Genomic DNA, 20,871 nt, shown 5'->3' on the forward strand with positions numbered 1-20,871 from the left:
TCCTACGGGTTGGCCGTGGAGACCACGTACACCCAGGGGCGGTCCGGTTCGGTCAGGTCGACCGTGATGTCCTTGCTCGGCCGCGGGTCCTTCTGGTTGTGGACGGTGCCGGCCCAGGCCCGGCCCTTCAGCTTGAAGTTCCAGCCGACCACGGCGGAGTCCCGGTCGCTGATGGTGACCTTGCCGTTCTCGAGCGCCGCGCGGCTCGTCCCGGCGCCCTTCAGGAAGGTGTCGAGGCCCTTCGGGGAGGTGCGGAACTGGACGTACAGCCGGCTGGTCTTCCAGTTGCTGGTCTCGAAGTAGGAGACCCGCGTGGCACCTTCGGGAACGGGCACCTCGAAGATGCGGCGCTTCATGATGGAGGGCCAGAAGTCGCGCAGGCCCTGGGCGGCGGACTCCGCCTCCTTGTCACGGCCGCTGGCGCGGCTCTGCCCGGCGGAGATCACGAGATAGCCGGCCGGGATGCCGATCAGCAGCACGATGACGATCGCGGTGATCCAGCGGCGCACGATCATGTGGCGCCGGCCCTCGGGGGTCGGCTCAGTCGGCTGCGGCGTGGGCTGGCGGGTGGTCAGCGTTGTCATGACGGCGGTTCCTGGGTGGGGCGTACAGAACTCGGGTTGCGCAGGGCCTGGGCGTAGCGCTCGTAGCGCTCGTGGCGTTCCACACGGCGGCGGTTGGCCCGGCGGAAGCGTCGGGCCACCAGCCGCGCGAGGTCGGCCGCGCCGACCATACCCGCTTCCGGGCCGAGCTGGGCCTTGGCGATCCGGGCCTCCGGGCGGTAGCCGCGGCCCGTCAGATGACGGCGGAACGCGTCCCTGGCGGGGCCGATCAGCAGGTCGTCGGCGGCGCTGACGCCGCCGCCGATGACGAAGCACGACGGGTCGAGGGCGGCGGCGAGGTTGGCGATGCCGACACCGAGCCACTGCCCGATGTCCTGGAACAGCTCGACGCACATCGCGTCGCCCTCGCGGGCCAGCTCGGTGATGAGCGGCCCGGTGATGTCGCCGATGTTGCCGCCGACCCGGTCGATGATGCTGTAGGCGACCGGGGAGTCGGCGGCGGCGAGCTCGCGGGCCTCACGGACGAGGGCGTTGCCGGAGCTGTACTGCTCCCAGCAGCCGCGGTTGCCGCACGGGCAGCGGTGGCCGCCGGGCACGACCTGCATATGGCCGAACTCGCCGGCGACGCCGAACTTGCCGCGCTTGACCTGGCCGTCCTCGAGGATCGCGCCGCCGATGCCGGTACCGAGCGTGATCATGACGATGTGGTCCTCGCCACGTCCGGCGCCGAAGCGCCACTCCGCCCAGGCGGCGGTGTTGGCGTCGTTGTCGACCAGTACGGGCACGGCGAGACGGGCGGAGAGGGCGTCGCGCAGGGGCTCGTTCCGCCAGGCGAGGTGGGGTGCGAAGAGCACCTTGGAGCGGTCCGCGTCGACCCAGCCGGCCGCGCCGATGCCCACGGCGTGCACATCGTGCCGGTCGGAGAGGTCGAGCACCAGCTCGCAGATGGTGTCCTCGACGACCTTGGGACTCTTGGACTTGTCGGGGGTCTCGGTGCGGATCTTCTCGAGGATGATCCCGTCGGCGTCGACGACGCCCGCCATCACCTTGGTGCCGCCGATGTCGATGCCGACCGTGGGTACGCGGGGCGCCGTGAGGTGCGAGCGCCGCTCGCGCGTGCCGACCGTCCTGAGGACGGTGGCGCGGGCGGTGCCTCGGTTCGTGAAGTCGCGGTACGTACTCAAGTCGTCCCTGCGGGGTCGTGGTGGCCGGTCGGGGTCCCGGGTCGGGCGGCGCCCGTCCTCCCGATGTTAGGGCTTCTCGTCCGGATCATGCCGGGCTCGCGGGGCCTGGCACGCACCCTGATCCGGCCTGATCCAGACGGAAGACTCTACTGGGCCGGCGGGCTCAGTCCTTCCGGCGCGCCTCGCCGGCGGGCTCCCCGGTGTCGACGGCGTGGCCGCCGAGGTGGGTGGGCGCCGGGGCGCGCTCCAGCTCGTGGCGGAGGTCCTCCAGCTCGCTGCCGCCCGCCATCTGCCGGGTGAGCTCGTCGAGTGTGACGCTCTGCTTGGTGTGGCTCCCGGACATGACACCGCGCTTGAGGAGCACGAAACGGTCGCCGACCAGATAGGCGTGGTGCGGGTTGTGGGTGATGAGCACCACGCCCAGACCCGCGTCGCGGGCGGCGGCCACATACTTCAGCACCACGCCGGACTGCTTCACACCGAGTGCGGCCGTCGGCTCGTCCAGCACCAGCACCTTGGCGCCGAAGTAGACGGCGCGGGCGATGGCCACGCACTGGCGCTCACCGCCGGACAGCGTCCCGATGGGCTGGTCGACGTCGCGCAGGTCGATACCCATCCGCAGCAGCTCGGCGCGGGTGGTCCGCCGCATCGTCTCCACGTCGAGGCGCTTGAAGGGGCCCTTGCCGCGGGTCGGTTCCGAGCCGAGGAAGAAGTTGCGCCAGACCGGCATCAGCGGGACGACCGCCAGGTCCTGGTAGACGGTGGCGATCCCCCGGTCCAGCGCCTCGCGCGGGCCGGCGAGGGAGGTTTCCTCCCCCTCGATGCGCAGGGTGCCGGCGTCGTGCCGGTGCAGCCCCGCGATGATTTTGATCAGGGTCGACTTGCCGGCGCCGTTGTCACCGAGGACGCAGGTGATCTCACCGGCGTGGCACTCGAGGGAGACGCCTTCGAGGGCCCGGATGTTGCCGTAGTACTTGCTGACGTCGTCGAGCTCGACAAGGGCACTCATTTAGGTGGTCGCCTCCGCACGCTTGCGTACCCATGCGTTGAGCAGGGTGGCCAGGAGGAGCATCGCTCCGAGGAAGAACTTGAACCAGTCCGGGTTCCACTCCGCGTAGACGATGCCCTTGCTGGTCATGCCGAAGATCAGTGCGCCGACGGCCGAGCCGATCGCAGAGCCGTAGCCGCCGGTGATCAGACAGCCGCCGATGACCGCGGCGATGATGTACGTCAGCTCGTTGCCGACGCCCTCGCCGGACTGCACCACGTCGAACGAGAACAGCAGGTGCTGGCCGGAGACCCAGGCGGCGAAGGCCACGCCCATGTACAGAAGGATCTTGGTCCGCTTGACCGGGACGCCCACCGCGCGGGCCGCGTCGGCGCCGCCGCCCACCGCGAAGATCCAGTTGCCGAAGCGGGTGCGGAGCAGGATCCAGGTGGCCAGCGCGATCAGCACGACCCACCACACGATGGTCGCCTTGATCGTCGTGCCGCCCACGGTGAACTCGCCGAAGACGCTCTTGGCGGACGGGAAGCCCTCCATGTCGCCGATGGACTTGGTCGAGACGGTGCCGCTGATGAGTTTGGTGAGGCCGAGGTTGAGGCCCGTCAGCATCAGGAACGTGCCCAGCGTGATGATGAAGCTGGGCAGTTTCGTGCGGGTGAGCATCAGGCCGTTGAAGGCGCCGAGCCCGAGGGTGACCAGCAGGGAGACAAGGGCTCCGACCCAGACGTTGGCGGTCATCTGGTAGCTGAACATCGAGGAGATCAGCGCCGAGCTGGTCACCATGACACCCGCGGAGAGGTCGAACTCCCCGCCGATCATCAGCAGCGCGACCGGTACGGCCATGATGCCGAGGGTCGAGGCCGCGTACAGGACGGTGGCGAGGCTGGACGTCCGGAGGAAGGCGTCCGCGACGACGGAGAAGAAGACGAAGACGGCCACGGCGCCGACGACCGAGCCCAGCTCAGGGCGGCCCATCAGCTTGCGCAGCGGTGACGTGCGCAGCAGCCGCTCGTCCGCCTTGTCCGGCGCCTTGTCGGGTGTGGCTGGTGGTGCGCTCGTGCTCATCGGGTCCCCCGCTCCGTGAATTCCTCGAGCTCGGCGGCGTCCTTCTCGGTGATGATCTGGGGTCCGGTCAGGACGGGCCGCCCTCCGCCGAGGACGTCGGCGTTGTACTTGTAGAGCCACAGCAGGTCAACTGCCTGGTAGCCCTGGAGGTAGGGCTGCTGGTCGACGGCGAAGCCGAGCGTGCCCTCCTGAAGCGCCTTCGCCACCTTGGGGTTGAGGTCGAAGGTGTCGATCTCGGCCTTGGACCCCGCGGTCTTCCTGGCCTGGACGGCGGCGTCCGCGAACGGCGCGCCGAGGGTGACGACCGAGTCGATGGACCGGTCGGCCTGGAGCTTCGCCTCGATGGAGGCCTGGACGTCGGGCATGTTGGTGCCGTCGACGTACAGGTTCTGCATGTCGCCGCCGAAGGTCTTCTTCGCGCCCGCGCAGCGCTGCTCGTGGCCCACGTTGCCCTGCTCGTGCAGGACGCACAGGGCCTTCTTCTTGCCACGCGCGTCGAGCTCGTCGCCGACGGCCTCGCCGGCGATGGTCTCGTCCTGGCCGATGTGGGTGAGGGCGCCGTACGCCTTGGACTGCTCGGAGCCGGAGTTCACCGTGATCACGGGGATGCCGGCCTTGCGGGCCTTGGCGACGACGGCCTTCATCGCGTCGGGCTTGGCGAGCGTGACGATCAGCGCGTCGACCTTCTTGGAGATGTAGGAGTCGACGAGCTGCGCCTGCTGCTGTCCCTCGTCGCTGTGGGCGTAGAGGAAGTTGATGTTGTCCTTGGCGGCCGCCTGCTCGGCGCCGCTCTGGACGATGTCCCAGAAGGTGTCGCCGTCGCCCGAGTGGGTGACCATGGCGAACGTCCAGCGCGGCGTGTTCACCGCGGCCTTCCCGGCCGCGGCCTGGGCCTTGCGGGCGTCCTCCGCCCGCTTGCCGCCGGTGCTGCTGCATCCCGCGAGGGACACTCCGAGTACCGCCGCCAGCACCGCGCCGAGCGCGCGTACCCCTGTCCTTGCCCTTGCCACGACGTGGTGCCCTTCTTGCCGTACTCGCTGTCCTGCCTGCTGCGGCCGGCCCCGGGGCGGACCCGGCCGGCCGCCCAAGTATCGGTCATCGCTGGTCGCGGGGTCGGCAGCGGGGGCGGGCAGGCGGCCGCGAGGGCCGCTTCGAGCGCGTTCACCGTGTGCCGTCGGCCGTGAGCTTCTCGAGCGCGGGGACATCCTTCTCCGTGACCAGGGCGGGGCCGGTGAGGATCGGCTTGCCGCCGCCGATCACGTTGCCGTTGACCTTGTTGAGCCACAGTTCGTCGACCGCGAGATAGCCCTGGAGGTAGGGCTGCTGGTCGACCGCGAACGCGATCTCCTTGGCCTTGAGACGGGCGACGACCTCCGCGTTGAGGTCGAAGGTGCTGATCTCCGCCGCCGACCCGGCGCCCTGCTTGGCCTTCACCGACGCGGCGGCGAACGGCGCGCCGAGGGTGACGACGGCGTCGATGTCCTCGGCGCTCTGGAGTTTCGCCTCGACGGAGGAGGTGGTGGCGGGCATGTTGGTGCCCTCGACGTTGAGGTTCTCGACCGTGCCGTCGAAGGTCTTCTTCACGCCGGCGCAACGGGCCTCGAGGGAGACGTTGCCCTGTTCGTGGATGACGCAGAGCGCCTTCTTCTTCCCCTGGGCGTTGAGTTCCTCGCCGACGGCCTCGCCGGCCACCGACTCGTCCTGGCCGATGTGGCTGAGCGCGCCGAGGCCGTCGGAGAACTCCGCTCCGGAGTTGATCGTGACGACGGGGATGCCCGCCGCCACCGCCTTCTTCACCACGTCGCTCATCGCCTCCGGCTTGGCGAGGGTGACGATGATCCCGTCGACCTTCTGGTCGATGTACGTCTGGACCAGCTGGGCCTGCTCCTTGCCCTCCGGGTTCGCCGCGTAGAGGAAGTCGACGTTGTCCTTGCGGGCCGCGACCTTCGCGCCGCTCTGGACGATGTCCCAGAAGGTGTCGCCCTGACCGGAGTGCGTCACCATGGCGATCTTCATCCGGGGGGTCTTCGCGGCCTCGCCGCCCGCGCCGTCCCCCGAGGGCTTCTCGTCGGCGTCCTTGCCGCCGGAACTGCTGCATCCGGCGACGACGACCAGGGCACATGCGGCGAGCAGGGCTGCTGCCGTGCGGGGGCTACGCATGGTGGGTCCGCCTTCTCTCCCGGCCGCCCGGTTGCGGCTGGGTGAGTTTCTACGGCTGCTCCGCGACCCCGTCAAGACTTTGTCCGAACATTCTTACGCGAGAGCTCCGGCACCCGCGGCCGGACGAGGAGCGGCCTACGGCCGTACCAGGAGCTGGAACTCGAAGGCGTAGCGCGACGCGCGGTAGACGTGGGAGCCGAACTCGACCGGCCGGCCCGTGTCGTCGAAGGTGGCGCGTTCCATCGTCAGCAGCGGCGCACCGGCCGGTTCGCCGAGCAGTTCGGCCTCCTGCTCCGTGGCCGCGCGGGCGCCGACCGACTGGCGGGCGCTGTGCAGGGTGATGCCCGCGGCGCGCATCATCCGGTAGAGGCCGGTGGACTCCAGCCGTTCGGTGTCGCACTCCAGCAGGCCGGCCGGCAGATGGTTGCGCAGCCGGGCCATCGGCTCGCCGTGGGCGTAGCGCAGCCGCTCGATCAGCCGCACGTCGCTGCCCTCTGGGACGGCGAGGGCGGCCGCGACCTCCGCGCTCGCGGGCTCGATCTCGTTGGTGAGCACGACCGTCGCGGGCCGCTGACCGGCCGCCTCCAGGTCGTCGTAGAGGCTGCTCAGCTCCAGCGGGCGCCTGACCTGGCTGTGCACGACCTGGGTGCCCACGCCTCGGCGGCGCACCAGCAGCCCCTTGTCGACCAGGGACTGGATGGCCTGGCGGACCGTCGGCCGGGACAGCCCGAGCCGGCCGGCGAGCTCTATCTCGTTGCCGAGCAGAGTGCCCGGGGTGAGCGCCCCCCTCTCGATGGCTGATTCCAGCTGCTGCGAGAGCTGGAAATAGAGCGGGACCGGGCTGGTCCGGTCCACGCTCAGCTGGAGCGACAGCGACGGTCCCGTCTCGTGTCTGGGCTGCTTGGGCACGTGAGGGAGCGTAGTCGCACGCCATGTTGACGGGAAGTCGTGAGGTTCGATTGTCAGGACAAAGTCTTGACAGCGCGGTGGCCCCACCTCCACCTTTGGGCCATGCGCATCGGACTCATCGGGACGGGACGTATCGGCAGCTTTCACGCGGGGGTGCTCAGCCGCCACCGTGAGGTGGGTTCCCTGGTCGTGGCGGACACCGACGCCGTCCGGGCGGCGGAGGTGGCGGACCGCTGCGGCGCCACCGCCGCGCCCAGCAGCAACGAGATCTTCACCTGGGGCGTGGACGCGGTGGTGATCGCCTCCGCGACCGCCGCGCACGCCGAACTGATCGCCCGCGCCGCGCGCGCCGGCATCCCGGCGTTCTGCGAGAAGCCGATCGCCCTGGACCTGCCGGGCACCCTGGGGGCGCTGCGGGCCGTCGAGGAGGCGGGGACCGCGCTCCAGCTGGGCTTCATGCGGCGCTTCGACGCCGGGTACACGGCTGCTCGCGAGCTGGTGCGCTCCGGCCGCCTCGGCCGGCTGCACACCGTACGGGCCATCACCTCCGACCCCGCGCCGCCGCCGGCGGCCTACCTGCCCCTGTCGGGCGGTCTGTACCGGGACTGTCTGGTCCATGACTTCGACATCCTGCGGTGGGTGACCGGCCGCGAGGTCACCGAGGTGTACGCGACCGGCTCGGACGCGGGCCACCCGATGTTCCAGGAGGTGGGCGACATCGACACGGCGGCGGCGCTGCTCACGCTCGACGACGGGACGCTGGCCACGGCGACCGCCACCCGCTGCAACGGCGCCGGCTACGACGTACGGATGGAGCTGGCCGGAGAGCTCGACCAGGTCGCCGTCGGCCTCGACGACCGTACGCCGATCAGCTCCACGGAGCCGCACGGCCTGCCGCCCGTCGACAAGCCGTGGCCGGGTTTCCTCGAGCGTTTCGCCCCCGCGTACGAGGCGGAACTGGACGCCTTCGTGCGCCTGGTGGCGGGCGAGGCGGAGAACCCGTGCGACGGCCGGGAGGCACTGACGGCGCTGCGGATCGCGGAGGCCTGCGAACTCTCCCGCCGGGAGCACCGGCCGGTCCGGCTGGAGGAGATCCCGGCAGACTGACACGGCGGGCCGGTCGCCGGGCCTGAAGGCGTCACGATGTCCCCGCGGACAGGACGGTGCCCTGCGCGACGGCGCAGAGGGTCTCGTCCCCGTCCGCGCCGACGGTGACCAGATCGCAGCGGACGACGGCCTGCCGGCGCCCGGTGTGCACGACGGCGGCACGGGCGACCAGCGTGCGTCCGGTGGCGGGCCGCATGTACTGCACCGAGAAGCCGCCGGTCAGCACGGCCGGCCCGAGGGTGGTTCCGGCGGCGAAGGTGATCGAGTTGTCGGCGGCGTACGCGAGGACACCGCCGTGCAGATACCCGTTCTGCTGGCGCAGTTCCTCACGGACGTCCACCTCGAGCACGGCCTCCCCCTCGCCGAAGGCGGTGATCCGCGCGCCCAGCAGCCTGCTGAACGGCTGGCTGTCGAGCACCTTGCGCGCGGTGTCGAGATCAAGTCCGGTCATGTGCGCACTCCTTGGAATTCGGGTCGAGAGCATCGAGTACGGCGCGGAGCGCGGCTCGCGCCTCGCTCTCCGTGCCCTCGGCGGGACGCAGTTCGTCGAGCTGTGCGGTCCAGGCCCGGACTCCGGCGGCGGGGTCGGGCGCGGCGAAGGCGAGCGCCCCGGCGCTCGCCTCCTGCTGCCGTACGTGGGCGTCGTACCAGCAGGTCCACTCCCAGCCGGGCCAGCCGGGCAGCCGGTCGGCGGCAGCCGCCCCGCCGAGGAAGTTCCCGCGGGTCCAGGCGGCGACGCGGCGGGCGGGCACGTCGATGTGCACGCCTCCGTAGGGGATGTGCGGCAGCCTCGACACCCGGCTACCGGGCAGCAGTTGACGGACGACGCCGGGGCCGTGGGCCAGCACGTCGGACACGTTCTCGCCGAAGACCGCGTGCGCCTGCGGACCGTCCCTGTAGGTCACCGTGACGGCGATGGTGAAGTCCGGCTCGTCGGGGGCGGCGGCGTGCAGCGGGCCGCCGGGCCGGGAGCCGAGTTCCGAGCGCACGGACTCCCGCTCCACACCCACGTGGGCGACGACGTCCTCCAGCCCGTCGTACGCCCAGCGGACCTCCCAGCCCGGCCAGGTCCTCGCGAGGACGGCGAACAGTGTCCGCCGCTCCTCGTACGTCTCCAGGTGCCAGGTGAACAGCAGCAGGACGCGTCTGTCGTGGTCGACGACCGCCGCGGCCTCGCACGCGATGTCGTCCATCCAGTCGCCGGGCCCTGCGGGCTCGAGGCCGGCGATGAAACGGCCGAACTCCTCGGGCCCTTCCGCGGCGTCGACGGCCAGGCGCGGCCCGCCCCAGCGGAAGTAGAACTGCTGCCAGGACCCGTCCCTGACCACCACATAACGTGCCCGCTCGGCCACGACCGCCCTACCAGCGCACCGGCAGCCGGCGGACACCACGCATCAGGAGGCCCGGCAGCCATTCGTACGTGTCGGCCGGGGCGTCCAGGGCGAGGTCCGGGCAACGTTCCAGGAGGGAGCGGACGGCGATCCGTGCCTCCAGGCGGGCCAGCGGCGCGCCGAGGCAGAAGTGGATGCCGTGGCCGAAGGCGAGATGGCCGCGGGTGTCCCGGCGGATGTCGAAGCGGTCGGGGGTCGGGTAGCGGGCAGGGTCCCGGTCGGCGGCCGCCAGGCCGATCAGCACCATTTCGCCCTGCGGGACGACCTGGTCGCCGACCGGTACGGGCGCGGTGCTGAAGCGGACGGTGGCGGTCTCCACGGGTCCGTCGTAGCGCAGCATCTCCTCGACGGCACCGTCGAGGAGGGAGAAGTCGGCCCGCAGGGCGGCGAGTTGATCGGGGTGGGTGAGCAGGGCTCGCACACCGTTGGAGATCAGGTTGACGGTCGTCTCGTGGCCGGCGACGAGCAGGAGGTAGGCGAGGGCGCGCAGTTCGGCCGTGGAGAGCCGGTCGGCCTCGGCGGCGGGACCGCCCTCTTCCGCGGGGCCGGGCAGGGTACGGACGAGTGCGGAGAGCAGATCGTCCGTCGGGGCGGCGCGGCGCTTGTCCTCGATGAGTTCGTCGAGGTAGACCGCGAGCTGCCGGACGGCATCCTCTCCCGCTTCCTGGGAGGTCGGGGCGACCACCTCGTTCGACCACTTGCGGAAGGCGTCGCGGTCGGCGGCGGGGATGCCCAGGAGTTCACAGATCACGACGATCGGCAGCGGGAAGGCCAGCGCGTCGACGAGGTCGGCACGGCCGGCCGGCAGCATCGCGTCCAGGAGATCGTCCGTGATCCGCTGGACGCGGGGCCGCAGCATCTCCGCGCGGCGCGGGGTGAACTCACGGCTGACCAGCTTGCGCAGCCGGGTGTGGTCGGGCGGGTCGAGCACGAGGAGGTTGGGGCCGATGACCTGCTCGTCGAGCATGGTCACGCCTATGGTGGCCGGCGATTTCGACAGCCGCGCGTCGGAGAGCGCCGCCCGTCCCTCCTCGTGGCCGACGATCAGCCAGAACTCCCCGCCGTCGGCGCCGCGCACGCGGTGCACGGGGCCCGATTCCCGCAGTCGCGCGTAGTACGGATACGGGTTCGCGGTGAAGTCGGGCCCGTACTGGTCCAGATCAACGATGGTCACCGGCTCACCCTACGTGCGTTCCTCGTCGTCGAGCAGGCCGGCATCGTGCGCCAACAGCGCGATCTGGACACGGTTGTTGAGGTCCAGTTTGGCCAGGATGCGGGACACGTGCGTCTTGACGGTGGCGACGCTCATGTACAGCGCCGCCGCGATCTCCGCGTTGGAACTGCCGCGGCCGACGGCGAGCGCCACCTCCCGCTCGCGGCCGGCGAGCAGTTCGAGACGCCGCAGGGCCGCCGCCCTGCGGGTGCCGGCGCCGCTGCCCGCCACATGGGTCATCAACTGCCGGGTGACCGCCGGGGACAGCACCGGATCGCCGGCGGCGACCGAGCGCACCGCGGCGACGATCTTTGCGGGCGGCGTGTCCTTCAGCACGAACCCCGCCGCGCCCGCCCGCAGGGCCCGCAGCACCTGTTCGTCGGCGTGGAAGGTGGTCAGCACCACGACCTCCGGCGCGTCCGGCCGGCGGCGCAGCCGCTCGGTGGCGGCGAGGCCGTCCATGACCGGCATGCGGATGTCCATCAGGACCACGTCCGGCGCGTGCCGGTCGACGAGTTCCGCCACCTCTGAGCCGTCGGCCCCCTCCCCCACGATCTCGATGTCGCCGGCCCCGCCCAGCATGAGGGCGAGGCCTGCCCGTACGAGCGGGTCGTCGTCCACGACGATCAGCCGGATAGTCATACGGACCACGGTAGCCAGGCCCGTACCCGGAATCCGCCGTCGCCCCGCACACCGTGCTCCAGCCGCCCGCCCGCGAGCGTGGCCCGTTCGGTCAGACCGATCAGACCCTGGCCGGAGCCGGGGACCTTCGGCACCTCGCCGGCCGGGGCCTCGTTGTCGACCTGCACGGTGATTCCCTCCCCTGGGCCACCGCTCAGGGAAAGGGTGACGTCGGTGCCCGGGGCGTGCTTGCGGGCATTGGTCAGACCCTCCTGGGCGATGCGGTACGCGGTGCGGCCGGTGGCGGCGGGCACGCCGTCCGGGTCGGCGACGGCGTTGTCGAGCGTGACCCTCATGCCGGCCTCCCGGGACTCGCCGACCAGTGCCTCGAGGGTGGCGAGTGTGGGCTGCGGCCGGTCAGGGCCGTCGCTGTCACCGGGGGCGCGCAGCACGCCGATGATCTGACGCAGGTCCTGGAGCGCCTCGTGCGCGCTGTCGCGGATCACGCCCGCGGCCCTGCCGACCTCCGCGGGGGGCGCGTCGGGCCGGAACTCGAGCGCTCCGGCGTGCACGCTCAGCAGGGTGAGCCGGTGCGCGAGCACGTCGTGCATCTCGCGGGCGATGGCCTCGCGGGCGAGCCGCTGCGCCTGCTCCGCGCGCAGGGCGGCCTCCGCCTCGGCCCGCCGGGCGCGTTCGCGCAGGGCGATGACCAACTGACGGCGGGCGCGCACCAGCATGCCCCAGCCGACCATCAGGAGCACCAGTACGACCCCGGCGACCGTGGAGGCGAGGAAGGAGACGCTCGGGTCCGGCCGCAGGAAGGCCTGGATCGCGCCGGACACCATCGCCAGCACCCCGAGGACGGCGACGGGCCGGAACGGGCGGTGCACGGCGAGGCTGAACAGGCTGAGCATCAGCGCGCCCCCGGCCGCCGGGGCGACCGCGGAGACGGCGACCATGGACGCGGCGAGCGATACGGGCGCCCGGCGGCGGACCCACAGGGCGCAGCAGGCGGCGGCGCCCAGCAGCTGATCGGCGAGGATCACGGCTTCGGAGTTCCCGGCCTGAGCACTGGCATCGGCGGCCAGCGCGCCGATCAGGGCGGCGGCCAGGAAGACGAAGGTGTCGACGACCCAGTCGCGTACGGTGCGCCGGGGCCTCGCCCTGCCCTGGTTGCCGGGCAGGTCGGGGTCGGGTGCCTCGGCCATGGCCGAGGGCAGCAGCCATGGGTATTCCGCGCGGGTCATGTCGACAAAGCTACGAGGCCCGTGGCCCGGATGTGCCCGTCCGGGCGGCGGGAGCGACCAAAGTCGCGGGACCGGATACTTTCGTCGGCCGTGATCGGTGCCGAAGCCGGACGCGCGCGGGCGCCGGGCCGCGCGAGGCTCCCCGCATGAAGAAGATTCTCGAGGTCGGCGGGTTCCTGCTGTTCGTGTGGGGCGCGGCGGGCGTGGCCCACGAGCTCACGGGCTGGTTCAAGCTCTGGGGAGTCGTGCGGCGTCTGAGCTTCCTCGACGGCCATGAGCTCTACGCGAGCATCGTGCTGGCGGTGCTGGGCGGGGTGATGATGGTGGCGTCGGACCGGTTCCGCTGAGGGTGCGACGCCGGCCCTGGCAACGACGCCCGCGCACCGGACCGCGACCCCGCGCCGCCGCCGTCGAGCCGGCCCTTCGCGGGCCGCGCCGCCCGCCGCGTCAGGCCGTGTCCTTCGCCGGTCGCTCCGCGTCCATGAGCCGGGCGACCTCCGCCGCGTGCTCGCTCAGCCGGTTGCCGACGCTCCCGCTGGTGTAGAGCGCGGTGCCGACGACCGCGACCGGCACCGACAGGCCGAGGACGCCGAGGAGTTCGGGCCAGTCGCGCTCGGACTCGCAGGTCGCGTCCTCCCCGCCCTCGTTGGCCGTGCCCCACTCGGTCAGCAGCCGGGACTCGCACTCCCTGCCCTCGCCGTACTTGCTGTCCAGGGTGTACGGGAGGAGCAGCAGCACGCCGAACCACACCCACAGCAGCGCCGCCACGGACAGCAGGCCGAAGCCCCAGGTCTGCGTCCGCTTGGCGCGGGCGCGGAAGGCCATGTCGTACTGAAGCGATCGCATGGGCGTCGAAACTAGCAGTCGGCCCTGTCGGCGGCGCGGCGCCCCCAGGTCGTCCCCGCGAGCACGAGCGCCGCGCCCACCAGGCCGACCGCGCCGATGTGTTCGCCGCCGATCGCGATGCCGGCGGCGGCGGCCCACAGCGGCTCGGTGCCGAGGAGCAGGCTGACGCGGGACGGCGAGCTGCGGCGTACGGCCCACATCTGCACGAAGAACGCGAACAGGGTGCAGAAGACGGACAGGAACACCAGCCCGGCCCATTCGCGTGGCCCGAAGCCGACGGCCACCGCCCACGGTGACGCCCCGCTGCCCGGCAGGGCCGCCAGCACGATGAACACGGCGACCGCCGCCCCCAGTTGGACGGTCGTCAAGGAGAGGGAGTCCGCGCCGCGGACCGCCTTGATCCTTGCCATGGCGAGCACATGGACGGTGCGGACCACGGCGGCCAGCAGCATCAGCAGGTCACCGGTGGAGGGGGTGGTGAAGCCGGCCCCCTGGGTCAGCAGCACCACGCCGGCGACCGATACGGCGGCCGCAGTGAGGAAGGACGACGGGGGCCGGCGCCGGGTCACCGCCGCCTCCGCGAGCGGCGTGAAGATCATGGTGAGGCTGATGATGAGGCCGGCGTTGGTGGCCGAGGTGTGGACCACGCCGTAGGTCTCGAGCAGGAAGACGGCGCTCAGGATCAGTCCGAGCAGCCCGGCCCCCCGCCACTGCGCGGCGGTCAGCGACCGCAGCCTGCGCCGTCCCGCCACGGCGAGCGCCGGCAGTACGAGGGCGAACCGCAGGACGAGGACGGCCACGACGGTGTGCGTGGTCGTGATGCCCTTCGCCGCGAGGTAGCTGGCGCCCCAGACGACGGCGACGAGCAGCACCGGCAAGTCGGTGAGCCAGGCCCGGCGGGGGGGCGAGTGCGGGTGCGGGTACGGCGATCGACGACACCTGGTCTCCAGCGGACACGACGGGGTGGAGACTTCAGCGGCTCGCACACGGGAGCGATCACCGTACCGGGACACCCGCAGGGGTGCTACTTCTCCTCTGCGTAGCTGCCGTACTCGGGGCGGCCGGCGAGCTCGTAGGTGTGGATCGCCGCACCGGTGCCGGTGGTCCGCGCCTCGAGGTGCTTGAACGCCGTGGGCGTCGCGCCCTCCGGGAACAGACGCATGCCCTTGCCGAGCACGACGGGGAAGACGACCAGGTAGAGCTTGTCGACGAGGTCGTGCGCCATCAGGGTCTGGGCGAGCTTGCCGCTGCCGTGCATCTGGAGCTCCCCGTCGGTGCGCTCCTTGAGTGCGGTGACCTCCTTGACGACGTCGCCGCTGATGACGGTGGTGTTCTCCCAGTCGGCCGACTCGAGAGTCGTCGAGACGACGTACTTGGGCAGGGAGTTGAGCTTCGTGGCGACCGGGTCGGCGGGGTCGGTCTGCTTGGGCCAGTAGCTCGCGAAGATGTCGTAGGTGCGGCGGCCGAGCAGAAAGGCGCCGACCCGCCCGAAGACCTCGTTGATGAACTGTCCGAAGTCCTCGTCGCCGTACGGCACGGACCAGCCACCATGTTCGAATCCGCCGGTGGTGTCCTCCTCGGGCCCTCCGGGGGCCTGGTAGACGCCGTCGAGAGTGAGGAACTGGGTGAGGGAGAGCTGCGCCATGGTTCTTTCGCCTTTCATCGCTTTTCAGCGGGTTTCGATGAGTCTCACAGCTCTGACCGCGCAGGGGCCTCGAACTCATCGGCGTGCCGAGCGCGATGTCCGATCGCCGCCGGCGCGGGGCCGCCGGAAGCGATGTGATTGAAGCCGCAATCACTTAACGCGTGTTGGAGGCTTCGATGAACGGCAAGGTGGCTCTGGTGACCGGCGGAAGCCGCGGGATCGGCGCGGCGACCGCACTGCGGCTGGCCCGTGGCGGGGCGGACGTCGCCATCACCTACGTGGCGGGGAAGGAGGCCGCGGAGGAGGTCGTGCGGCGGATCGAACAGGTGGGCCGGCGCGGGGTGGCCCTGCGGGCGGACTCGGCCGACGCCACGGAGGCGGCGGACGCCGTGGACCGCACCGTGGACGCCCTGGGCGGGCTCGACATCCTCGTCAACAACGCGGGCGTGGGCGTGATCGGGCCGCTCGAGAGCATCACGCCGGCCGATGTGGACCGGGCGCTGGCCGTGAACGTACGGGGCGTGTACCTCACGTCCCGGGCGGCCGCCGCGCACATGGGGAGCGGCTCGCGGATCGTCACGATCGGCACCTGCATGACCCAGCGGGTGCCGGGCCCCGGCGGCACCCTGTACGCCATGAGCAAGTCGGCGCTGATCGGCCTCACCAAGGCGCTGGCCAGGGAGTTGGGCGGGCGGGGCATCACGGCGAACATCGTCCACCCGGGTCCGGTCGACACCGACATGAACCCGGCGGACGGCCCGTACGCGGACCCGCAGAAGGCGGACACGGCGCTCGGCCGCTTCGGGCGGCCGGAGGAGATCGCGTCGATGGTCGCCTACCTGGCGGGCGGCGAGGCCGCGTACATCACCGGTGCCGAGTTCTCCGTGGACGGCGGGCACGCCGCCTGAGACATGCGCGCGGGGCGCACCGTTGCTGTCGGCCGGTGCGCCCCGCGGGGCAGGGAGGGTGTCGTACCTCCCCGTTCTGTGTCGGCTGCGCGCCTCCCGAGCTCCTGGCGGACGCCTGCCCGCCGGGCTCCGGTGGCGAGCGTCAGCCGCCGAGCTCCTGGTGACGGGCCGTCAGCCGGGTCGCGCCCTGCTCGGTCAGTGAGCCGAACAGCCGCAGCCGGGAGATGCCGCCGTCGGGGTAGATGTCGATCCGCACATGGGTGCCGACCGCGGGGGCGTCGAGCACGAACCGGTGGTTGGTGTCGGGCTGCAGCCGGGTGCGCGGCAGGACCTCGCGCCACTCGCCCTCGGCGCCGTCCCGTACGGACAGCGCCGCCCAGCCCGCGCTGTTGCCCTTCAGGTACGCGGTGTCGATCTCGACCGCCCGGATCTCCGCCTGCCCGACCAGCTGGTAGCGGATCCAGTCGTTGCCCTTGTCGCGGCGCCGGCGGGTCTCCCAGCCGTCGTCCATCTTGCGGGAGCGGCCGGGCTGGATGGTGTTGGTGGCCGGGGAGTAGAAGCGGTCGGAGGCGTCCTCGACCTGGCCGCCGTTCTCGAGGGCGACGAGGTCGAAGGCGCCGAGCGCACCGAGCCAGGCGGGGTCGGGCACGACCTCACCGTGGACGCGCAGGCGGGCGATGCCGCCGTCGGGGTGCTGGTTGACGCGCAGGTGCGTGAAGCGCTGTTCGACGTCGACGGCGAAGCCGTTGGCGGCGTGCCCCCCGACGGCGGTGCGCGGGACGAGCGTCGTCCACTTCACGTCGTCGCCGAGAAGCTCCTCCGGGGAGGGCGTGCCGGCGACCGAGGCGCCCTCGATCGACACGGCCTGCGGGTAGTTGCCGCGGAAGTGCGCGGTGTCGACGACGATGCCGCGTACGACGCCGGGGGCACCGAGACGTACCAGTGCCCAGTCGTGGTCCTCGTCGGTGGGGTGGGGCTGCTGGGCACTCACGCCGCGGCGGCGGCGGGTCTCCCAGCCGTCCATGATCTTGCCCTTGTGGCCGAAGTGCTCGGGGTCGAACTCGGCGGGCTCCGGCTTCAGCAGGTTCTCGCGCTCGGCGAAGAACTCGTCGTTGGCGGCGACGACGCCCGCGCCGAGGCGGCGGTCGGCGAGGTCGGCGTACTGCGTGAACGGGAAGTCGGCTGCGCGGTAGTCGGCGTACGGGTCGCCGCCGCCGTAGGGGCTGGCGTCACCGGTGAAGGAGGGGATGGAGGATACAGACACGGTTCAGTTGTTCCTTTCGAGCAGCCGGCCCGTCGGCTCGGCCAGGTTGCCGTTCTCCACGATCCGCTTGCCGCGCAGCCACGTCGATCTGACCACCCCGTACAGCGTCCTGCCCGCGTAGGCGGTCACCTGGTTGCGGTGGTGGAGTTCCGCGGGGTCGACGGTGAAGGTCGCGTCGGGGGCGAGGACCGCGAAGTCGGCGTCGCGGCCGGGCTCGATGGCGCCCTTGGCGCCGAGGCCCGCCAGGTCGGCCGGGGCCTTCGCCATCCAGCGGACGACGTCGTCGAGGGTGTGGCCGCGCCCCCGGGCCTCGGTCCAGATCGCGGGCAGACCCAGCTGGAGCGAGGAGATGCCTCCCCAGGCGGATGCGAAGTCCGGGGTCTTGAGGTCGGTCGTGCAGGGAGAGTGGTCGGAGACGATGCAGTCGATCGTGCCGTCGGCGAGGCCCTGCCAGAGCGCGTCCTGGTTCGCGGCCTCCCGGATCGGCGGGCAGCACTTGAACTCGGTCGCCCCGTCCGGGACCTCCTCCGCGGTGAGGGTGAGGAAGTGCGGGCACGACTCGACGGTGATCGCGACGCCCTCCCGCCGGGCCTCGGCGATCAGCGGCAGCGCGTCGCTGGAGGACAGGTGCAGGACGTGGACGCGGGCGCCGAGCCGCTTGGCGTGCGAGATCAGGTTCCCGATCGCCGTGTTCTCGGCGTCGCGGGGCCGGGAGGCGAGGAAGTCGGCGTATCTGGGACCGCTCCGCTGCGGCGCGGAGGCGAGGTGGTGCGGGTCCTCCGCGTGCACGATCAGCAGGCCGCCGAAGCCGGAGATCTCGGCCATGGAGCGGGCGAGCTGCTCCTGGTCGAGCTCGGGGAACTCCTCGACGCCCGACGGGGACAGGAAGCACTTGAAGCCGAAGACGCCCGCGTCGTGCAGCGGCCGCAGGTCCTTGACGTTGGACGGGATCGCGCCACCCCAGAAGCCGACGTCGACATGAGCCTTGGAGCGGGCCACGTCGCGCTTGACGGCGAGGTGGTCGACGGTGGTGGTGGGCGGCAGGGAGTTGAGCGGCATGTCGAGCAGGGTGGTGATGCCGCCGGCGGCGGCCGCGCGGGTGGCGGTCCAGAAGCCCTCCCACTCGGTGCGGCCGGGGTCGTTCACATGAACATGGGTGTCGACGAGGCCGGGGAGGACGACGTCGTCACCGAAGTCCTCGAGCCGCGCCCCGGCCGGCACGTCGGCGTCGTACGGACCCACCGCGGCGATCCGCCCGCCGGCGACGGCGACCGTCGCGGCGCGCGTCCCCTCGGGGGTGATCACGCGCGTCGAGCGCAGCACCAGGTCCACTTCCACGTCGGACACCCGCTCCCCTCACTTCCACTGCTCAGCGAAAATTCAACGAACTGTTGAAGGAGTCTTCCCCTCTCGTCGATACCCGTCAAGACCCGCCCGGGTCGGAAGATCACGCTTGTACGTTTCCACAAAGTGGAAGTACAATTCCATTGCGACGTGGTCGCTTCAGCCGGAAGCAGGCCCGCGCATCACCGCAGACACAGGGACAAACACGCCCTGACCGGCCACGACGCGACTCTGCGGGCGATGTGTCCCGGACCCGCGCCCGGTAGGCTGCAGCCTTGCCCTGCCTGCCCGAAAGGACCGCCGACGTGCCGACGTCCAGCGCCAGCGCCACCGACGCAGCCAAGCCCGCCGCCAGCGGCGGCGTGCAGTCCCTTGAGCGCGCCTTCGACCTGCTCGAACGAATGGCCGACGCCGGTGGCGAGGTCGGCCTCAGCGAGCTCTCCGCCAGCAGCGGTCTGCCGCTGCCCACGATCCACCGCCTGATGCGGACGCTGGTCGCCTGCGGCTACGTACGCCAGCAGCCCAACCGTCGCTATGCGCTCGGCCCCCGGCTGATCCGCCTCGGCGAGTCCGCCTCCCGCCTCCTCGGCACCTGGGCCCGCCCCTACCTCGCCCGCCTCGTCGAGGAGACCGGCGAGACGGCGAACATGGCGCTGCTCGACGGCGACGAGATCGTCTACGTGGCGCAGGTGCCCTCGAAGCACTCCATGCGCATGTTCACCGAGGTGGGCCGCCGGGTGCTGCCGCACTCCACCGGCGTGGGCAAGGCGCTGCTCGCGCACACCCCCGCGGACGAGGTGCGCGCACTGCTGGCCAGGACCGGGATGCCCGCCGCGACAGAGAAGACGATCACGACGCCGGAGGGCTTCCTCGAGGCTCTCGAGCAGGTCCGCCGCGCCGGCTACGCGGTCGACGACAACGAGCAGGAGATAGGGGTCCGCTGCCTCGCGGTCTCCGTGCCCGACTCCCCCACCGCCGCGGCCGTCTCGATCTCCGGTCCGGCGGGCCGGGTGACGGAGGCGGCGACGGAGAAGATCGTGCCCATCCTCCAGGAGGTCGCGCTCGACCTGTCCGCGGCGCTGGCCAACACCAACGCGCAGAGCTGACGACGGCGAAGGCCGAGGACGGGGTCCTGGACCGGTGAGGGTCGTGGATCACGCAACAGGAACGTCCGGGCGGTGCGCTCCCCGGCTGCCCGAGGGCGGCAGCGCTCGCACCGGTACTGTTCGGCGGCCTGCCGAGTCGGACGAGGCTGCGAAGACGGCGGTCGCCCGCGCTCCGGCAGGCCGGGCTGCTCAGCGCAGTACGGCCGCCAGCAGGTCCGCCCCCAGCGCCGTCAGATCGGACAGATTGAGGGTGTGCCGCACGTAACGACCCTGCCGCCGGGCCGTGAGCAGGCCCGCGCGGCGCAGGACCGCGAGGTGGCGGGAGACCTCCGGGGGTGAGAGTTCCCAGGCGTGGGCCAGCTCACCGGTGGTGTGCGGGCCGCGGGCCAGGGTGCGCAGCAGCCGAAGCCGTACCGGATGTGCGAGGGCCTCCAGCCGCAGTGTGACCGTCTCCAGCGATACCGGCTCCGACGGACCCGGCCCGGCCACGGGGTACTGCACCACCGGCTGCCACCCCGGCGCGTGGACCACCACCAGGTGGGGGCTGCCGAAGACACTGGGGATGAAGGTGACACCGGTGCCGTGGGCGGCGGTCGCCTTGTCCTGGAGCTTGTCCACGATGATGCAGTCGCCGTCCGGTGCCAGGGTGACCGCGCCGGAGACCGATGCGAGCGCCGCCCCGACGCCCTGGCGCTTCAACAGGTCGTTCTTCAGGCGCAGGTCGGTGGCGAGCCGCACGGCGACGCCCGCCCACGCGGCGTCGAAGAAGGCCTCGGCGCACTGTTCGAGGGTGTGGCGCACCCGCGCCCGCACAGCGGCCGGGTCCGCGAGCAGCCGTTCGGCGAAGGCCTCTTGCCGCGCGCCGCGGGCCTGGGCCAGGTCCAGGGCCCGCTCGCGGGCGGTCGCGTCGGTAAGCGGAGACGCCGCGGCGAAGGGGACCCGGTTGCTGCCGCACGTGGCGACGAGCGCGGCGGTCGCATACGTTTCGTCGTCGATCCGGTCCACGTCGTCCAACTCCTCGGCGAGAGTCGGCCGGGGCCTGGCGGGGATCAGGAAGTCGGCTTGTGAGGAACGCCAGAGGAACTCGGCCTCCCGCAACCGCTCGGCCAGCTCCGGACGCAGCCCCGACCAGACGTCCCCGGCCCAGCCGGCGTGCTGCGGATGATGCCCGGGTTCGGCCAGCACGTGCAGCATCGCGGTCAGTTCGGCCAGCGGGGAGGCGGCGAACCGCAGTCGCTCGGACGGCAGCCCGCCGATGTCGATCCTCAACGTCATCCCCTCAGCATCACCGA

22 protein-coding genes are annotated in these 20,871 nt (G+C 71.8%); 4 read left to right on the top strand and 18 right to left on the bottom strand.

The annotated features are described in order from the left end of the window. Positions 1-2: 2 nt before the first annotated feature. The 7 genes from ACIPJI_RS19055 to ACIPJI_RS19085 all read right to left on the bottom strand — a co-directional run bounded on the left by ACIPJI_RS19055 (position 3) and on the right by ACIPJI_RS19085 (position 6,833). Positions 3-584: a hypothetical protein gene (locus ACIPJI_RS19055; RefSeq protein ID WP_307709189.1), complete on the bottom strand. Its 582-nt coding sequence runs from the start codon at positions 582-584 to the stop codon at positions 3-5. Continuing rightward, the gene (locus tag ACIPJI_RS19060) at positions 581-1,747 is read right to left on the bottom strand and encodes an ROK family glucokinase (protein ID WP_307709188.1); all 1,167 of its coding nucleotides are present in this window, start codon (positions 1,745-1,747) and stop codon (positions 581-583) included. Before ACIPJI_RS19060 ends, ACIPJI_RS19055 begins: the two co-directional genes overlap by 4 nt. A gap of 163 nt (positions 1,748-1,910) precedes the next feature. Continuing rightward, on the bottom strand, positions 1,911-2,756 hold the full coding sequence (locus ACIPJI_RS19065; RefSeq protein WP_356621472.1) for an ATP-binding cassette domain-containing protein: 846 nt from the start codon (positions 2,754-2,756) through the stop codon (positions 1,911-1,913). Then, positions 2,757-3,818 (bottom strand): ABC transporter permease, encoded by a 1,062-nt coding sequence (locus tag ACIPJI_RS19070; protein ID WP_356621473.1) that lies wholly within the window; start codon positions 3,816-3,818, stop codon positions 2,757-2,759. It abuts the gene before it with no gap. Next, positions 3,815-4,828 (bottom strand): sugar ABC transporter substrate-binding protein, encoded by a 1,014-nt coding sequence (locus tag ACIPJI_RS19075; protein WP_356621474.1) that lies wholly within the window; start codon positions 4,826-4,828, stop codon positions 3,815-3,817. The genes ACIPJI_RS19070 and ACIPJI_RS19075 overlap by 4 nt, the downstream gene beginning before the upstream one ends. A 151-nt stretch (positions 4,829-4,979) precedes the next feature. Beyond that, complete coding sequence (locus ACIPJI_RS19080) at positions 4,980-5,978, bottom strand: sugar ABC transporter substrate-binding protein (RefSeq protein WP_307709184.1); 999 nt, start codon at positions 5,976-5,978, stop codon at positions 4,980-4,982. 135 nt (positions 5,979-6,113) lie between these two features. Continuing rightward, positions 6,114-6,833 (bottom strand): GntR family transcriptional regulator, encoded by a 720-nt coding sequence (locus tag ACIPJI_RS19085; protein WP_307710538.1) that lies wholly within the window; start codon positions 6,831-6,833, stop codon positions 6,114-6,116. A gap of 156 nt (positions 6,834-6,989) precedes the next feature. Between ACIPJI_RS19085 and ACIPJI_RS19090 the strand changes: the two genes are divergently transcribed. Further along, positions 6,990-7,994: a Gfo/Idh/MocA family oxidoreductase gene (locus ACIPJI_RS19090; RefSeq protein ID WP_356621477.1), complete on the top strand. Its 1,005-nt coding sequence runs from the start codon at positions 6,990-6,992 to the stop codon at positions 7,992-7,994. Positions 7,995-8,025: 31 nt separating this feature from the next. On the opposite strand, the gene ACIPJI_RS19095 is transcribed toward ACIPJI_RS19090, so the two are convergent. The 5 genes from ACIPJI_RS19095 to ACIPJI_RS19115 are packed head-to-tail and all read right to left on the bottom strand — an operon-like array spanning position 8,026 to position 12,466. Next, positions 8,026-8,445 carry a PaaI family thioesterase gene (locus ACIPJI_RS19095; protein ID WP_356621478.1) on the bottom strand — a complete coding sequence of 140 codons (420 nt, stop codon included), beginning with the start codon at positions 8,443-8,445 and terminating at the stop codon, positions 8,026-8,028. Next, positions 8,432-9,346: a hypothetical protein gene (locus ACIPJI_RS19100; protein WP_402247472.1), complete on the bottom strand. Its 915-nt coding sequence runs from the start codon at positions 9,344-9,346 to the stop codon at positions 8,432-8,434. The genes ACIPJI_RS19095 and ACIPJI_RS19100 overlap by 14 nt, the downstream gene beginning before the upstream one ends. Positions 9,347-9,353: 7 nt before the next feature. Further along, positions 9,354-10,559, bottom strand: a complete 1,206-nt coding sequence (locus ACIPJI_RS19105) for a cytochrome P450 (protein ID WP_402247474.1) — start codon at positions 10,557-10,559, stop codon at positions 9,354-9,356. Between the two features lie 9 nt (positions 10,560-10,568). Next, positions 10,569-11,240 (bottom strand): response regulator, encoded by a 672-nt coding sequence (locus tag ACIPJI_RS19110; protein WP_402247476.1) that lies wholly within the window; start codon positions 11,238-11,240, stop codon positions 10,569-10,571. Then, positions 11,237-12,466, bottom strand: a complete 1,230-nt coding sequence (locus ACIPJI_RS19115) for a sensor histidine kinase (protein WP_402247478.1) — start codon at positions 12,464-12,466, stop codon at positions 11,237-11,239. Before ACIPJI_RS19115 ends, ACIPJI_RS19110 begins: the two co-directional genes overlap by 4 nt. A gap of 146 nt (positions 12,467-12,612) precedes the next feature. On the opposite strand from ACIPJI_RS19115, the gene ACIPJI_RS19120 reads away from it, so the two are divergent. After that, a complete protein-coding gene (locus ACIPJI_RS19120) occupies positions 12,613-12,813 on the top strand; it encodes a hypothetical protein (RefSeq protein ID WP_307709177.1) in 201 nt (66 codons plus the stop codon). Between the two features lie 100 nt (positions 12,814-12,913). Here ACIPJI_RS19120 and ACIPJI_RS19125 read toward each other — a convergent pair whose 3' ends face one another. The 3 genes from ACIPJI_RS19125 to ACIPJI_RS19135 all read right to left on the bottom strand — a co-directional run bounded on the left by ACIPJI_RS19125 (position 12,914) and on the right by ACIPJI_RS19135 (position 14,957). Then, positions 12,914-13,312: a hypothetical protein gene (locus ACIPJI_RS19125; protein WP_402247481.1), complete on the bottom strand. Its 399-nt coding sequence runs from the start codon at positions 13,310-13,312 to the stop codon at positions 12,914-12,916. Positions 13,313-13,323: 11 nt separating this feature from the next. Then, the gene (locus ACIPJI_RS19130; RefSeq protein ID WP_402247483.1) at positions 13,324-14,184 is read right to left on the bottom strand and encodes a DMT family transporter; all 861 of its coding nucleotides are present in this window, start codon (positions 14,182-14,184) and stop codon (positions 13,324-13,326) included. Positions 14,185-14,336: 152 nt separating this feature from the next. Further along, a complete protein-coding gene (locus ACIPJI_RS19135; protein WP_356621483.1) occupies positions 14,337-14,957 on the bottom strand; it encodes a dihydrofolate reductase family protein in 621 nt (206 codons plus the stop codon). A 176-nt stretch (positions 14,958-15,133) separates the two neighbouring features. On the opposite strand from ACIPJI_RS19135, the gene ACIPJI_RS19140 reads away from it, so the two are divergent. Next, positions 15,134-15,865: a 3-oxoacyl-ACP reductase family protein gene (locus ACIPJI_RS19140; RefSeq protein ID WP_402247485.1), complete on the top strand. Its 732-nt coding sequence runs from the start codon at positions 15,134-15,136 to the stop codon at positions 15,863-15,865. Positions 15,866-16,007: 142 nt separating this feature from the next. Here ACIPJI_RS19140 and alc read toward each other — a convergent pair whose 3' ends face one another. Further along, the gene (gene alc / locus ACIPJI_RS19145) at positions 16,008-17,129 is read right to left on the bottom strand and encodes an allantoicase (RefSeq protein WP_402247486.1); all 1,122 of its coding nucleotides are present in this window, start codon (positions 17,127-17,129) and stop codon (positions 16,008-16,010) included. Positions 17,130-17,132: 3 nt separating this feature from the next. Continuing rightward, positions 17,133-18,476, bottom strand: coding sequence for an allantoinase AllB (gene allB / locus ACIPJI_RS19150; RefSeq protein WP_307709172.1), 1,344 nt, complete (start codon positions 18,474-18,476; stop codon positions 17,133-17,135). A gap of 302 nt (positions 18,477-18,778) precedes the next feature. Between allB and ACIPJI_RS19155 the strand changes: the two genes are divergently transcribed. Beyond that, the gene (locus ACIPJI_RS19155) at positions 18,779-19,579 is read left to right on the top strand and encodes an IclR family transcriptional regulator (protein WP_307709171.1); all 801 of its coding nucleotides are present in this window, start codon (positions 18,779-18,781) and stop codon (positions 19,577-19,579) included. Positions 19,580-19,768: 189 nt separating this feature from the next. Here the strand turns inward: ACIPJI_RS19155 and ACIPJI_RS19160 are convergent, their stop codons facing one another. After that, positions 19,769-20,854 (bottom strand): helix-turn-helix domain-containing protein, encoded by a 1,086-nt coding sequence (locus ACIPJI_RS19160; protein ID WP_356621485.1) that lies wholly within the window; start codon positions 20,852-20,854, stop codon positions 19,769-19,771. Positions 20,855-20,871: the final 17 nt, after the last annotated feature.

The organism is Streptomyces sp. NPDC086835 (assembly GCF_044745705.1).
GTDB lineage: Bacteria > Actinomycetota > Actinomycetes > Streptomycetales > Streptomycetaceae > Streptomyces.